Consider the following 16,538-nt stretch of genomic DNA (forward strand, 5'->3'; position numbering starts at 1 on the left):
TAAACTGTTATATAAACCTATATCATAGGGGCTTTTTACTATAAGTAAAAAGTGGTAGAGGTTTATATGAGTATCCGATATATATACTATTTTTGATAAATTAAAATAGTAATATTCTATGAGATTTATATTGTTGAAATAACGATTTCAACGATAGATTTTCATAGGACGGATTGTTGCGAGTGGATATATATTGTTATGTTTTCGTCTATAAGTAGACGGATAGCAAATATATAGGAAGGAGAAAGGTACAAGATATGAAGAAATCGTTGAAGTGTTTTAATGTCGTAACAATAATCGCACTTCTCCTATCCATCACCTTGCCTTCACCTAGTGCTTTTGCAGAGATGCATAAGAAGAGCTGGGATGAGTTACAAGGAAATGATGTAAGAATTAAGGCAGAGCAAGTAAATGCTGAAATATATAGGGGAGAAGTAGCTGAGAGGGAGCACGTATTTCAATATACGATTGAAAATACGGGAGATACACCAATTCAAGAATTGGTGCTTAAACAAAGTAATGAAAATGAAATTACGTTCCTCTCGCAATCTGTGAAAGTAAACGGAGAGAAGTTACCTGAAAATAAAGTGGCTGATTTCTATGTAGAAGAAAAAGATAAGGGAGGAAAGCTTCTTTCTTCTAATCTTAAAATTCGAGATTTAAAATCACATGAAAAAATGACGGTGTTAATAAAAGGTAGTCGCACGCAGCATTTTAATAAAGAGTACAAACAAAAGATTAGTGTGCAAAAAGATCAAGTACAAATAGGGAGCATGTCCGTTGATGTTGAAGGGATTCCCTCTGAAGAAAAAGTAGAAGCTAATGCTGATGATGAGCCTGACAGTAGTAAGAAAGAAGTAGGTCCATCAGCTGATAGTACAACTAAAAAAGTTGATGAAAAGCTAAAAGTATCTGCAGAAGATAAAAATAAATCTACATTAAAAACAGAACTGCCAAAACAACCAGTAACTGAAGCTGAGAAACAGCCAGAAAAAGAGGCAGCAAAGCAGAGTAATGCAGAAGTACAAGCTGCGTCAGAGAATGCTTCGAAGGTTCAAATCCAAGTAGGAGATAAGCAAGGGTTTGGAGATCCGCTGTATTCTACAATTGCTGCTGGTAATTTAGTACAGACTGGTAATGTAACACTTGGTTTGACAACTGATCATTATGGCAGACAAAGTATGGGGTATAAGACGAATAAAATGACTGTGGACGTTGATAACGATGATAGTACTTTTAATTCGTCAACAGGAGCTTTTCCTAATATTCCCGCTGGAAGTAAAGTGAAAAAGGCCTATCTATTTTGGACAGCAGCAATGGGGTTACCGGGAAATATTGCTGATAGAAAAGTTACCGAGGATCAAGTAAGGCAACCAGTCAAAATGAGAATGGGTAATAAAGAATATGCAGAGGTAAGTGCTGATAGCATACGAAAAGCGGATAGCTTACCTTTTATTTCTAATTACTCAGGTGCTGGTGCTGGTTATGTTGCATATGCGGATGTAACAAATGTAATTGCACAACAAGGAATTTCTCAAACGTTGACAGTTGCGAATGTACCACAAATTAAAGATGTAACAGGTGGCGGCTATTACTGGGGCAATTGGAATCTTATATTAGTGTACGAAAACTATAAAGAAACCGTAAAAGATATGAAGATTTGGGAAGGGTTAGTTTCTCAAAAAAGCGCAGCTTGGACAGATATTAGTATTAATAAAATAAACACGCCAAAAGAAGGTGCTTTTAAGGCGAAATTTAGTTATTTTTCTTCACAAGGTGATCCAGCTGAGAAAGATGGATATGCATATGATTATGGAGAATACGATTTTGGCGCTGGATATATAAAAATAAAAAACATTAATGGTAAAGATAATGATGCAAATGATTCTTCTATGACAGAAGTGCAAGTAGACGGCACGAATGAATTTGTTACAAAAAAATATCCAGGATATAACCCGGATTGGACAAATTCATTCAGTACTGATATTCATACGTATCATCTTGAAGGACCGAATCAAGTAAAAAATGATTTAAAAGAAGCAAAAATGCGTTTTAGGGCAAATAGTGGCTATGGTGATATTTACGTATTAAACAATGCTACATTCGTTACAGAACATAATGCGCCAAATTTACAAGTAGATAAAAAGGCATTAGATAGTGCCGGAAAAGAAATTAAGGAAGTTAAAGCTGGCGAAGAGATTACGTACCAAATTGAAGTGAAAAATGATACGAAGAACAATCAAGCGCCGGTATCTAATGTAAAAGGATTTGATAAATTAGATGATCGATTAGAGTATGTCCCGGGATCAATTCAATATGTTACTGGTAGCAATACAGGACAAAAAACAGATGATATAAGCGATGATGAAGCAGAGTTTGTAAATAATCAAATTGATTTCCGTATTGGTGAAGGAGCAGATGCTAAAGACGGTGGTGTTTTAAAGCCTGGGGAAAGTGCCGTTCTTACATTTAAGGTGAAAGTGAAAGAATCTATAAAATTAAATACAACAGTAAAAAACGTCGTTGCTGTAAAGGGACAAGATAGTGCCGAGATAAAGTATGAGAGTGAAGACGATGCAAATGTTACGGTTACGATTCCAAAAGAGGTTCCTGGAGAAATAGAAGCGAGAAAAATAGCTTCTAATAAATCACCGAAGTTAGGTGATGAGGTAGAGTATCGTATTACATTTAAAAATAAAGTCAAAGATGGACGTCTAGATGTATTGACGATTGAAGACCAATTACCGAGTAGGCTTGAGTTTGTGAAAGACAGTTTGAAAGCTGAAGGTGTACAGCCAGAGCCAGTAGAACTGAAATTTGAAAATGGAAAAATCATTGCAAAGTATCCAGCAATTACGGATATGGAAGAAAGAAGTATTGTTTTTAAAACAAAAGTAAAAGAAACTGCAAAAATTGGTGAAGAAATTGTTAATAAAGCAGTTGTTAGTGATAAAACAAATCCACCAAAGAATATAGAAGAAAAGATTACACCGCAGCATAAGGCTGGCAAGATTAATGCAAAGAAAAAAGCAACAAATAAGCATCCGAAGCTAGGAGAAGAATTTGAATATCAAATTAGCTTCAACAATACGGTGGAAAACGGAAAACTAGAGGCCGTTACAATAGAAGATGAAATTCCAGCTAACTTGGAATTTGTTCAAGGCAGTGAGAGAGCTGAAGGTGCTGGACCAAGTCCAGTAGAGTTAAAAGTAGAAAATGGTAAGGTAATCGCAAAATATCCAGAAATTACGGATACAAAAGAGCGAAGCATCATTTTTAAAGTGAAAGTAAAAGAAGAAGCAAAAGCAGGAGAAACAATTGTTAATAAAGCAGTTGTGAGCGATCCGAATGGTCAGTCTGAGCATCCAGAAGAAAAGGTTACGCCAGATTATAAAGACGGTAAAGTAGATGTAGATAAAAGTGTAACGAATCAAACACCAAAACTAGGAGAAGAAGTGGAGTACCGCATTACATTTCATAATACGGTAGAAAACGGAAAGCTAGAAAAGGTATTGGTAGAAGATACATTGCCTGCAGGTGTTGAATACGTGAAAGATAGTTTGAACGCTGAAGGCATCAAACCAGAGCCAGTAGAACTAAAAATGGAAAATGGCAAAGTAATTGCAAAGTATCCAGAAATTAAGGATACAGAAAAAAGAAGTATTGTTTTTAAAGTAAAAGTAAAAGATTCGGCAAAAGTAGGGGAGGCAATTGTAAATAAAGCAATTGCAAAAGATTCGACACATGATCCTGTGGATGCAAAAGTTGTTATTACACCGCAAAGTAAAAAAGGTGAAATTGCTGCTACAAAGGTAGTTAATAATGAAAAGCCAAAGCTAGGAGAAGAAATCGAATATCGAATTAGTTTTCATAATACGGTAGAGAATGGAAAACTAGCAGAGGTGCGAGTAGAAGATACGATCCCAAAAGGTCTTGAATATGTAGAAAATAGCATTAAGGCTGAAGGGGAAGCACCGGGTCCAGTAGAATTAACAGTTGAAGCTGGGGTAGTTAAAGTTAAGTATATCGATATTACGGATACGAAAGAAAGAAGTATTGTCTTTAAAGTAAAAGTGAAGGAAGAAGCAGAAGTAGGCAAAGAAATTGTTAATAAAGCAATTGTTGATGATACGAAACATCCGGCAATTGAGCCGGAAGAAAGAATTACCCCGCAATATAAAGAAGGGATAATTGATGCGGCTAAGATAGTAGATAATCCATCACCAAAACTAGGAGAAGAAGTGGAATACCGAATTAGCTTTAAGAATACGGTAGAAAACGGAAAACTAGAAAAGGTAAAAATAGAGGATACAATCCCTAACGGTTTAGAGTATGTAAAAGGTAGTGAAAAGGCGGAAGGCGATAAACCAGCTCCAGTAAAGTTACATGTGAAAGATGGAAAAGTTATTGCTGAATACGAAAATATTACAGATACGAAAGAAAGAAGTATCATCTTTAAAGTAAAGGTGAAAGAAGAAGCGGAAGTAGGCAAGGAAATCGTCAATCAGGCAATTGTTGATGATACGAAAGATTCGAAAAAGCCAGAAGCAAAAATTACGCCATTACACAAGGACGGAAAAATTAAAGCAAAGAAAAGCGTAAATAATGAAACACCGAAGTTAGGAGAAGAAGTAGAATACCGAATTAGCTTTAAAAATACGGTAAAGAACGGAAAACTAGCAGAGGTGAAAATAGAAGATACTTTACCAGAGGGCTTAGAGTATGTAGAAAATAGTTTGAAAGCAGAAGGTGCCGGACCAAATCCAGTAGAGTTGAAAATGGAAAATGGGAAGGTAATGGCGAAGTATCCAGAGATTACGGATATAGAAGAAAGAAGTATTACTTTTAAAGTAAAAGTAAAAGTAAAAGAAGAAGCAAAAGTCGGTGAGAAAATCGTCAATCAGGCAATTGTTGATGATACGGAACATGATCCAATTAACCCAAAAGCAGAAATTACTCCTCAGTATAAAGATGGGAAAATTGAAGCGGAAAAGGTTGTAAATAATCGATCACCGAAGTTAGAAGAAGTAGTAGAATACCGAATTAGCTTTAAGAATACGGTAGAGCATGGAAAGCTAGCGGAGGTAATAATAGAAGATGATTTACCAAATGGATTAGAGTACGTGAAAGGTAGTTTACAAGCGGAAGGTTCTAAGCCGGATCCGGTGGAATTGAAATTTGAAAACGGTAAGGTAATGGTGAAGTATCCAGAGATTACGGATACAAAAGAGAGAAGTATCACTTTTAAAGTGAAAGTAAAAGGTAACGTGAGCGATACAATTGTCAATGAAGCAATTGTGAGCGATACGAAACATCCGCCAGAGACACCGAAAGCAGAAATTATTCCGCAGCATAAAGACGGAAAACTTGAAGCGAAAAAAGTAGTAAATAATCTATTACCGAAGTTAGGAGAAGAAGTAGAATACCGAATTAGCTTTAAAAATACGGTAGAAAACGGAAAACTAGCAGAGGTAAAAATAGAAGATACTTTACCAGAAGGTTTAGAGTATGTAGAAAACAGTTTGAAAGCAGAAGGTGCCGGAACAGATTCAGTAGAACTGAAATTTGAAAACGGTAAGATAATGGCGAAGTATCCAGAGATTACGGATACAAAAGAGAGAAGTATCACCTTTAAAGTGAAAGTAAAAGATGAAGTGAAAATTGGTGGAAAAATCGTCAATAAAGCAATTATTGATGATACGAAAAAAGAGCCAGAAACACCGACGGCAGAAATTACACCGCAGCATAAAGATGGAAAACTTGAAGCGAAAAAAGTAGTAAATAATCCGTCGCCGAAGTTAGGGGAAGAAGTAGAATACCGAATTAGCTTTAAAAATACGGTAGAGAACGGAAAACTAGCAGAGGTGAGAATAGAAGATAATTTACCAAATGGCTTAGAGTATGTGAAAGATAGTGTGAAAGCAGAAGGATCTAAGCCAGGGCCGGTAGAACTGCAAGTAAAAGACGGAAAGGTAATCGCCAAATATCCAGAGATTACGGATAAAGAAGAAAGAAGTATCGTCTTTAAGGCGAAAGTAAAAGAAGATTTCAAAGTTGGAGAAGGAATTGTCAATAAAGTAGTTGTTGATGACACAAAAGATCCAACGACTTCAGAAGTAACGATTACCCCAGAATATAAAGACGGTAAGCTGAAAGCTGAGAAATTTGTAAATAATAAGAAGCCGAAATTAGGAGAAGAAGTAGAATACCGAATTAACTTTAAAAATACGGTAGAAAACGGAAAACTAGTAGAGGTTAAAGTAGAAGATGAAATTCCAGCTGGACTAGAGTATGTGGAGAACAGTTTACAAGCAGAAGGTTCTAAACCAAGTCCGGTAGAACTGAAATTTGAAAACGGCAAGGTAATGGCAAAGTACCCAGTAATTACAGATACAAAAGAAAGAAGTATTGTCTTTAAAGCGAAAGTAAAAGAAGAAGCAGAAATAGGCAAGGAAATCGTTAATAAGGCAATCGTAGTAGATACAAAAAATGAGCCAAAAGAACCTTATGTGGAAATTACGCCGCAATATAAAGATGGTAAAATTGCGGCGGAGAAAGTGGCGAATAATCATAAGCCAAAACTAGGAGAAGAAGTAGAATACCGAATTCGTTTTAAAAACACGGTAGAAAACGGGAAACTAACAGAGGTAAACATAAAGGATACATTACCAAAAGGTTTAGAGTATGTAGAAGGCAGCATCACGGCAGAAGGTTCTAAACCGAAACCAGTAGAACTTAAAGTTGAGAATGGAAAAGTAACAGCAAAGTATCCAGCAATTACAGATACAGAGGAAAGAAGCATTGTCTTTAAAGCGAAGGTAAAAGAAAGCGTAAAAGCGGGAGAAGAAATCGTAAATGAGGCGATTGTAGATGATACAAAAAATGTACCAGAAGAGCCTTATGTACCGATTACACCGCAATATAAAGACGGAAAAATTGAGGCAAGAAAAGAAGTAAGTAATTACGAACCGAAGCTAGGCGAGGAAATCGAATATCGAATTATTTTTAATAATACGGTGAAGGATGGAAAGCTAGCAGAGGTGAAGATAGAAGATGAAATTCCAGCTGGCTTAGAGTTTGTACAAGGAAGCGAAAAGGCAGAAGGTGCAGAGCAAAAACCTGTGGAGTTGAAGGTAGAAAATGGTAAGGTAATTGCAACGTATGCAGAGATTATGGATACGGAAGAAAGAAGTATTGTCTTTAAAGTAAAGGTGAAAGAATCAGTTACAATAGGAAAGGCTATTACAAATAAAGCAATTATTCATGTGGATGATCCGAACCATCCTATAATTGAACCAACCGCAAAAATTACACCGCAACATAAAGAAGGTAAGATTGCTGCTCATAAAAAGGTAAATAATGATAAACCGAAGCTAGGAGAAGAAATCGAATACCGCATTTCATTTAGTAATACGGTGAAAGATGGAAAGCTGGCAGAGGTGAAGATAGAAGATGAAATTCCTTCTGGTTTAGAATATGTGAAAGATAGTCTAAAAGCAGAAGGTGATGAGCCGGCGCCAGTAGAGTTGAAAGAAGAAGCTGGTAAGGTTACCGCGAAGTATGAAAATATTACTGACACGAAAGAAAGAAGTATTATCTTTAAAGTGAAGGTGAAAGATTCAGTTGAAGTGGACAAAGCAATTGTAAATAAAGCAATTGTTGATGATACAAAAAATCCACCAGAGCGACCAGAAGTAGATATTACACCGCAACATAAAGACGGTAAAGTTAAAGCCGATAAAAAGGTAAGTAAAAAGGATCCAAAGCTAGGAGAAGAAGTAGAGTATCAAATTCGTTTTAAAAATACGGTAGAAAACGGAAAGCTAGCAGAGGTGAAAATTGAGGATCAATTACCAACTGGTTTAGAGTATGTGAAGGATAGTTTAAAATCAGAAGGTAATGAACCAAATCCAGTAGAGTTAAAAGAAGAAGCTGGGAAAATTGCAGCGAAGTATGAGAATATCACTGATACAGCTGAGCGTAGTATTATCTTTAAAGTGAAAGTAACGGAAGTAGCAAAAGTCGGTAAGAAAATTGTGAATACGGCAATTGTGGATGATGATAATCCGAAGAATCCTCCGCAAAAACCAGAAGCAATTATTACGCCGGAGTATAAAGATGGAAAACTAAAAGCTGAGAAAACAGTAAATAATCCAGCTCCAAAATTAGGAGAAGAAGTAGAGTATCGAATTACTTTCCGTAACGTAGTAGAGCATGGAAAAGTAACGAAGGTGAAGATTAAGGATGAATTACCAACGGGCTTAGAGTTTGTAGAAGGTAGTGAAAGAGCCGAGGGAGAGAATCCGAAACCGTTGTATGTGAAAGTGAAAAATGGAATCGTCCTTGCGGAATATCCAGAAATTACGGATACGAAAGAAAGAAGTATCGTCTTTAAAGTGAAAGTGAAAGAAAAAGCTAAAGTAGGCGAAGAGATTGTGAACAAGGCGATTGTGGAAGATACGATAAATCCACCAGAGCAACCGAATATCTCTATTCAGCCTCAATATAAAGATGGTGCATTACAAGCAGAAAAAACAGTAAGTAATCATGAACCGAAGTTAGGAGAAGAAGTAGAATATCGAATTAGCTTTGAAAATACGGTAGAAAACGGTAAAGTAGCCGAGGTAAAGGTAGAAGATGAAATTCCAGCCGGTTTAGAATACGTACAAGATAGTATAAAGTCTGATGGGCCGGAACCACATCCGGTGGAACTTAAAGTAGAGAATGGAAAAGTAACAGCAAAGTATTCAGAAATTACGGATACGAAAAAAAGAAGTATCATCTTTAAAGTGAGAGTACAAGAGACGGTACAAGTAGGAAAAGAGATTGTAAACAAGGCGATTGTTGATGATAATAATCCGACGACTCCGCCAGTTGAGTCACTTATACCAATCACACCGCAATATAAAGATGGGAAACTAGAGGCAAGGAAAGAAGTAAGTAATCATGAACCGAAGCTAGGAGAAGAAATTGAATATCGAATTACTTTTAACGGCACAGTAGATGGCGGGAAGTTAGTTGATGTGAAAATTGAAGATGAAATTCCAGCCGGTTTAGAATATGTGAAAGATAGTCTAGAGGCTATAGGTGATAAGCCTGTACCAACAGAGCTTAAAGTAGAGAATGGAAAAGTAACAGCGAAGTATCCAGACATCATGGATACGAAAGAAAGAAGTATCATCTTTAAAGTAAAGGTAAAAGAAACAGTAAAAGTTGGAGGGGAAATAACAAATAAAGCGATTATTCATGTGGATGATCCGAACCATCTAGTTATAGAACCGACAGCGACAATAAAGCCAGAATATAAAGATGGTCAGTTAAAAGCAACGAAGACAGTAAGTAATAAAGAACCGAAGCTAGGAGAAGAAGTAGAATACCGAATTAGCTTTAAAAATATGGTAGAAAACGGTAAAGTAGCCGAGGTAAAGGTAGAAGATGAAATTCCAGCTGGTTTAGAATACGTGCAAGATAGTCTTAGATTTGAAGGTGCTGAGCCAAATCCAGTAGAGTTAAAAGTGGAGTTTGGAAAAGTAATCGTGAAATATCTAGACATTGTGGATATGAAAGAACGTAGTATTGTTTTTAAAGCGAAGGTAAAAGAAGCACCAAGTAAAGGGATAACAAATAGAGCGGTAGTGGATGATGGAATAAATCCGCCACTTGAGCCTACAATTACAATTTTACCGAAAACAAAAGAAGATTTTAAGATACCGGAAGAACCAGAAGTGAAACCGGAAGATCCGAAAGAACCAGAGGTGAAACCGGAAGATCCGAAAGAACCAGAGGTGAAACCGGAAGATCCGAAAGAACCAGAGGTGAAACCGGAAGATCCGAAAGAACCAGAGGTGAAACCGGAAGATCCGAAAGAACCAGAGGTGAAACCGGAAGATCCGAAAGAACCAGAGGTGAAACCGGAAGATCCGAAAGAACCAGAAGTGAAACCGGAAGATCCGAAAGAACCAGAAGTGAAACCAGAGGATCCGAAAGAACCAGAAGTAAAACCGGAAGATCCGAAAGAACCAGAAGTGAAACCAGAGGATCCGAAAGAACCAGAAGTGAAGCCGGAAGATCCGAAAGAACCAGAAGTGAAACCAGAGGATCCGAAAGAACCAGAAGTGAAGCCGGAAGATCCGAAAGAACCAGAAGTGAAACCGGAAGATCCGAAAGAACCAGAAGTGAAACCAGAGGATCCGAAAGAACCAGAAGTGAAACCGGAAGATCCGAAAGAACCAGAGGTGAAACCGGAAGATCCGAAGAAACCAGAAGTAAAGCTGGAGAAACCGGAAGTAAGATTGGAAAAATTAATTAAAGAGCCGCAAGTAAAAGTAGAGAGAGAATTACCGAAAACAGGGGCAGCGTCTCCGTGGATGATGTCAGTTGGTGCGGGAATTTCATTCTTAGTTGGCGGAGTATTATTTGTATTAGGTAGAAGAAGAAAACAATAATTCTTTTTAGATGAAAAGCAAAATGAGTTCGATTTTGTATCGGATTCATTTTGCTTTCGTTTTCTGATATAAAAGGAAAAGCTCCTTCCATGCGTGGAAGGAGCTTTATTTTTGTATATTAAAACATACTAGAGCTGTGCATCGGTTGGAGTTTTGCGTTTGGATCGAAGTAAGCTTTCGCATTGTTTACTGCTGTTGGTGCTTCACCGAAGCCGCAAGCAATGAGTTTTACTTTTCCTTCATATGTACAAATGTCACCAGCAGCGTAAATGCCAGGAATATTTGTTTCCATTTTCGAATTCACGAGAATGCTGTTTTTTTGTATATCTAAGCCCCAGTTTTTAATTGGGCCAAGAGAAGAAACGAAGCCGTAGTTTACGATTACATCATCAACATCGATGATAATTTTTTCTTCCGTTTTTACATGCTGAAGAACGACTTGTTCAATTTTGTCATCACCAATGAGTTCTACTGGAACGTATGGTGTGCTTACTTCTGCACGAGAGTTCATTAAGCTTTCTACGCTATGTTCATGCGCGCGGAATTTATCACGGCGATGAACGATTGTAACTTTGTCAGCGATCGGCTCTAACATCATTGTCCAGTCAACAGCTGAATCGCCGCCGCCAAATACTACGACGCGCTTACCAGCAAATTTATTCATATCATCAACGAAATAATGTAAGTTTTTCTTTTCATACTTTGCTGTTCCTTCTAATTCTAAGCGGCGTGGTTGGAAAGCACCATTGCCAGCAGTAATAATAACTGATTTAGAATAGTGAGTTTGCTTATTCGTAACAAGTTTAAATATACCGTCAGCTTGTTTCTCAAGCGTATCAACAGCTTCTTCTAAACAAACGGTTGGATCAAATTTCTTCATTTGCTCTTTTAAGTTATCAACTAATTCTTGTGCGCGCACTTTCGGGAATCCGGCTACATCATAAATGTATTTTTCAGGATAGAGCGCGGATAATTGTCCTCCAAGCTGAGGTAAGCTTTCAATAATTTTTACACTTGCTTGTCTCATACCACCATAAAATGCTGTGAATAGTCCTGTTGGCCCACCACCAATAATTGTTATGTCGTAAACTTTTTGATTTTCTGCCACTTTCATTCCCCCTATAGATGGAATTTTGATATTGATTTCATATATTGTTCATATGTACACGAAAATCCTGCAAATGATGATACTTTCAAATAAATGATAGCATATTTGAGTGCATAATACTTCTGAAAACGACTGAATTGTGTGTAAGTTTTCGCATAGATGTTTTTTACATTGTATAAAATATACAGAAAGGAAAATACATGAAAAAAAGGCTGAAAAACCCTTGAAAACGCTATGTTATTTTAAAATATTGATAATTCTCCAGACGCTTGAATTCTGGAATAAAACCGACTAATATAGGGAAGTATTATGTTAAATTTCTATGACAAAATTCGTACGATTTTTTGACTGCGTTTTGTTATGATATAGAATGTGATAAATTCCACATTCTTGACAAATAGAGTTTTTAGTACTTGGTATTATTTTTCATTACTATTATATAAAGAAAAGGGTTGTGATTTGGTGAAGACTCCAAAAATCGTAGTTTTAGGTGCAGGTTATGGCGGGATGATTACGACTGTTCGTCTGCAAAAAGCATTATCTGTAAATGAAGCTGAAATTACGTTAGTAAACAACAACAGCTATCACTACCAAGCGACTTGGTTACACGAGAGCGCAGCTGGTACATTACAAGATGAAAAAATCTGTCTAGATATTCAAGACGTTATTGATACAAATAAAGTGAACTTTGTACAAGATACAGTAGTAGAAATTAAAGCAGCTGAAAAACGCATTATCTTAAAAGACGGCGAGTTAGAATATGACTACTTAGTAATCGGTCTTGGTTTCGAATCAGAAACATTCGGAATTACAGGATTAAAAGAGCATGCATTCTCAATCGCTAACATTAATGCAACTCGTCAAATTCGTGAGCATATGGAAGCTAGCTTCGCTAAATATGCAGATGAAAAGCGCGATGAGTTAGTAACAATCGTTGTTGGTGGTGCTGGATTTACTGGTATCGAGTACGTAGGTGAGCTTGCAAACCGTGTTCCGGAACTTTGCAAACAGTACAATGTACCACGTGAAAAAGCACGTATTATCTGTGTAGAAGCTGCTCCAACAGCACTTCCAGGTTTCGATCCAGCATTAGTAGAATACGCTGTGAAACAACTTGAGAAAAAAGGTGTAGAATTCCGCATCGGTACAGCAATTAAAGAAGCAACTGAAGAAGGTATTATCGTTGCAAACGGTGATGATACTGAATTAATTAAGTCTGAAACAGTAGTTTGGGCTGCAGGTGTTCGTGGTAACGGTATTGTGGAAGAGTCTGGCTTTGAAGCAATGCGCGGACGTGTAAAAGTTGATGAGTACATGCACGCTCCAGGATACGAAGATGTATTCATGGTTGGTGACGCAGCGTTAATCATTAACGAAGAGATTAACCGTCCATACCCACCAACAGCACAGATCGCAATTCAACAAGGTTACAACATTGCGCACAACTTAACTGTGTTAGTTCGTGGTAAAGGCGAAATGAAGAAATTCGTATTCGACAATAAAGGATCTGTATGTTCTTTAGGTCATGACGATGCAATGGGCGTTGTTATGGGCAAAAAGTTAACAGGTTGGAAAGCTTCCTTCATGAAGAAAGTGATCGATAACCGTTACCTATTCTTATTAGGTGGACCTTTATTAGTTCTTAAAAAAGGTAAATTAAAGTTCTTTTAATATATAGTAGAAAAAGCAGAAACGGCTAAGAGCTGTTTCTGCTTTTTTCATTTAAAAAATATAGTATAATATATAAAAAAAGAAAGAATATTCTGTCCGTTCTAATAGAGGAGGGTATGACATCATGGAGAAGCGAGGAAAAGTATGGTTAGCTGTCAGTGGCCTAGTAGCTACAAAAGATGGCAGGTGGTTATTCGTTAAGAAGAAATACAGTGGGTTAAAGGGGAAATGGTCTTTACCGGCTGGTTTTGTAAATGAAGGTGAGACCGTTGATGAAGCTGTGAAACGTGAAGTGTTAGAAGAGACAGGTATTGTCGCTCATGTAAAGGGGATCATTGGTGTTAGATCGGGCGTAATTCGCAATGAGATTAGTGATAATATGATTATTTTCCTTTTGGAGCCTGAAGGGGAAGAGATTATTGTACAGGAGAAGGAATTGTCTGAAGTAGCGTTTCTACATCCAGATACGATTGCGGACGATCCAAATACGTCTGTACTTATTACATATTTGTTAGAAAGACAATCAGAATTACATCTTGAAATGGACAAAACATTAAATCCAGGAGAGCAGTTTGGTTATACAGCCTATCACGTATTTACGGCACATACGAAGGAGAGGGAGAAAGAGTGAGTATACCGGTATTACTTATTTCAATGATGTTATTTTTCATTTTGTTTTTTGGAATTGGATTTTTACTCAACATGATATTGCGAGCGACATGGGTAATGGTTATTGTATATCCGATTGTTTGTATGCTTATTATTAATAAGGCGAGTATGTGGGATTATTTTTCAAAGCCAAAAGAAACATTCTCTTCATTTGGGACAAGTGTATCGCATTTAGGACAAGCAGATGTGTTTATTTTATCTACTGGATTGATTGGTGCTGCTTTAGCGGGAATCGTTATTAAGAAACTTCGGAAAAGCGGATATCAAATGTTTTAATCTCCAATGCAATTGGAGATTATTTTTTTGCATATTCTTTCATCGTATAGGGAATGATTAACGATGAAGGAGTGTGGCATATAAAAATGTTAAAACGATATTGTATTCGCATTATGATGACTTGTTTACTTGCAATTGCATTATGCGTAACATGGAATGCTTTCACAGGAGTTTCTTTATTAGAGATTGTAAAGAAATATGAGGGAACGAGTGCAAAAGAAGTACATGCAGCAGAAGTTAAAAGAAATGTTGCTCCGAGTAAAGAAGTGATAAATGCTTTAGAGCAGGCAAACGACTGGTCTAAATATCGTTCAATTGAAATGACTGCAACAGGTTATACGTCGGGAATTGAGTCAACTGGTAAGAGGCCGGGACATCCGGAGTATGGTATTACATATTCAGGTGTTAAGGCGAAACGGGATTTATATTCCACAATTGCAGCAGACTTACGCGTATTCCCAATTGGAACAATCTTATTCGTACCAGGTTATGGGTATGGTGTAGTAGCTGATAAGGGCGGTGCAATAAAAGGAAACCGTCTTGATTTGTACTATGATACAGTGAAAGATGTTTATAGCCAATGGGGTAAGAAAAAAGTAAATGTATATGTAGTTAAGATAGGAAATGGTAAGTTTTCAGAAGAAGAGTTAACGATGTTAAACCAAGATGAGACGATGCAAGTGTTTCGTGGTCAATATTTAAAACAAAGATAGTCTAGTGGTAAGTACGCTAGACTTTTTTTATTTTATATAGGGTATAACAGAAGTTAGAATTGTCGCATTTTATCGAAAATAAAGTTATAATAAAGATAGAGTAGAGAAATTTAGGGGGTCTGAACATGTTCCAAGTACAAAAAGAATTAGCAAGCCATGAAGCGGTGATTGTTGCCTTATTTGAAGAAGAGGAAACGAGTAACTTTGTACAAGAACTGGACAAAGCGTTTGAAGGACAATTACAAGTTTTATTAGAAGAGAAAGAACTTTCTACGAAGAAGAAAGCTATTTCAAAAGTACATAGTTTAGGAAAAACAGAAGTGAAACGTTATTATTTCGTTGGTTTAGGCAAGAAAGAATCTTATACGACAGAAACATTACGTTCGGCTCTTGGTAAGACGTTTAAAACACTGCAAGCAGCAAAAGTACAAGATGCAGCAATCTTACTTGATTCTTTCGTAACAGAGAAATTAGACGCGATTGATGTCGCTCATATTGCGGCAGAAGTACAAGGCCTTGGTACATATGAGTTACAAACGTATAAATCAGATAAAAAGGATCGTGTAGAGTTAGAGAAGTTTACGGCTATTACAGCGGAAGATGCACAGGAAATTGAAGCGGCATTAACAGTTGGCTACGTACATGGACGTGCAACAAATTCAGCTCGTACACTTGTAAATATGCCGCCAAACGTATTAACAGCGACGAAGCTTGCTGAGTATGCTGTTGAGTTAGCGGAGAAGTATGATATGGATTATAAAGTTCTTGAGAAAGAAGAGATGGAAGAGCTTGGTATGGGTGCGTTACTTGCAGTAAACCAAGGTAGTGTAGAGCCACCAAAAATGATCGCTCTTATTTATAAAGGAAAAGAAGAGTGGACAGATGTTATTGGATTCGTTGGAAAAGGAATCACATATGATACAGGTGGTTATTCTTTAAAACCACGTGAAGGCATGGTCGGTATGAAAGGTGATATGGGCGGTGCGGCTGCTGTATTAGGTGCGATGGAAATTATCGGTGAACTTCGCCCAGAGCAAAATGTGATCGCTGTTATTCCATCAACGGATAACGTTGTAAGTGGTACAGCATTTAAGCCAGACGATGTAATCACATCTATGAGCGGAAAAACAATTGAAGTATTAAATACAGATGCAGAAGGTCGCTTAGCATTAGCTGACGGTATTACGTATGCGAAAAAATTAGGTGCAAACTATTTAATTGATGTTGCGACATTAACAGGTGGTGTAATTGTTGCACTTGGAAATCATACGACAGGTGCAATGACAAACAATGAAGAGTTATTCGAGCAAGTGCTAGAGGCATCTATGGAAACAGATGAATCAATTTGGCAATTACCGATTTTTGATCGTGACAAAGAACGCGTGAGAAACAGTAAGTTTGCTGATTTAAATAACTCACCAGGCCGCGAAGGACATGCGGTTATGGCAGGTACATTCCTAGGTGAATTCGCTGAAGATACACCTTGGGTACACTTAGACATCGCTGGAACATCTGAATCATCAGGAGCGCATGATTTAGGTCCAGCTGGAGCGACAGGTGCAATGGTACGTACACTTGCAACGCTTGTTGAACGTTTCGGCGAAGAATAAGATCGTAAGAGAGGGCTGTTCCTACATTTTGGAACAGCCTTTTTTA

The 16,538-nt window shown here is 37.2% G+C and carries 7 protein-coding genes; 6 read left to right on the plus strand and 1 reads right to left on the minus strand.

Annotated elements, in window-relative coordinates:
* Nucleotides 1-257 precede the first annotated feature (257 nt).
* On the plus strand, nucleotides 258-10,445 hold the full coding sequence (locus QCI47_RS02710; RefSeq protein WP_353811688.1) for an isopeptide-forming domain-containing fimbrial protein: 10,188 nt from the start codon (nucleotides 258-260) through the stop codon (nucleotides 10,443-10,445).
* 118 nt (nucleotides 10,446-10,563) lie between these two features.
* On the opposite strand, the gene QCI47_RS02715 is transcribed toward QCI47_RS02710, so the two are convergent.
* Entirely contained in the window at nucleotides 10,564-11,553 is a 990-nt protein-coding gene (locus QCI47_RS02715; RefSeq protein WP_000829779.1) for an NAD(P)/FAD-dependent oxidoreductase, read from the minus strand.
* A gap of 462 nt (nucleotides 11,554-12,015) precedes the next feature.
* Between QCI47_RS02715 and QCI47_RS02720 the strand changes: the two genes are divergently transcribed.
* The 5 genes from QCI47_RS02720 (at nucleotide 12,016) to pepA (ending at nucleotide 16,492) form a co-directional block, all read left to right on the plus strand.
* On the plus strand, nucleotides 12,016-13,224 hold the full coding sequence (locus QCI47_RS02720) for an NAD(P)/FAD-dependent oxidoreductase (RefSeq protein ID WP_000856615.1): 1,209 nt from the start codon (nucleotides 12,016-12,018) through the stop codon (nucleotides 13,222-13,224).
* Nucleotides 13,225-13,348: 124 nt separating this feature from the next.
* Nucleotides 13,349-13,855: an NUDIX hydrolase gene (locus tag QCI47_RS02725; RefSeq protein WP_000415311.1), complete on the plus strand. Its 507-nt coding sequence runs from the start codon at nucleotides 13,349-13,351 to the stop codon at nucleotides 13,853-13,855.
* A complete protein-coding gene (locus QCI47_RS02730; protein ID WP_000027014.1) occupies nucleotides 13,852-14,169 on the plus strand; it encodes a YuiB family protein in 318 nt (105 codons plus the stop codon). The genes QCI47_RS02725 and QCI47_RS02730 overlap by 4 nt, the downstream gene beginning before the upstream one ends.
* Before the next feature lie 86 nt (nucleotides 14,170-14,255).
* A complete protein-coding gene (locus QCI47_RS02735) occupies nucleotides 14,256-14,882 on the plus strand; it encodes a 3D domain-containing protein (RefSeq protein ID WP_000920101.1) in 627 nt (208 codons plus the stop codon).
* Between the two features lie 125 nt (nucleotides 14,883-15,007).
* Complete coding sequence (pepA, locus tag QCI47_RS02740; RefSeq protein WP_242231267.1) at nucleotides 15,008-16,492, plus strand: cytosol aminopeptidase; 1,485 nt, start codon at nucleotides 15,008-15,010, stop codon at nucleotides 16,490-16,492.
* Nucleotides 16,493-16,538: the final 46 nt, after the last annotated feature.

It is taken from the genome of Bacillus cereus group sp. RP29 (assembly GCF_040459765.1).
Taxonomy (GTDB): Bacteria; Bacillota; Bacilli; order Bacillales; family Bacillaceae_G; genus Bacillus_A; species Bacillus_A paranthracis.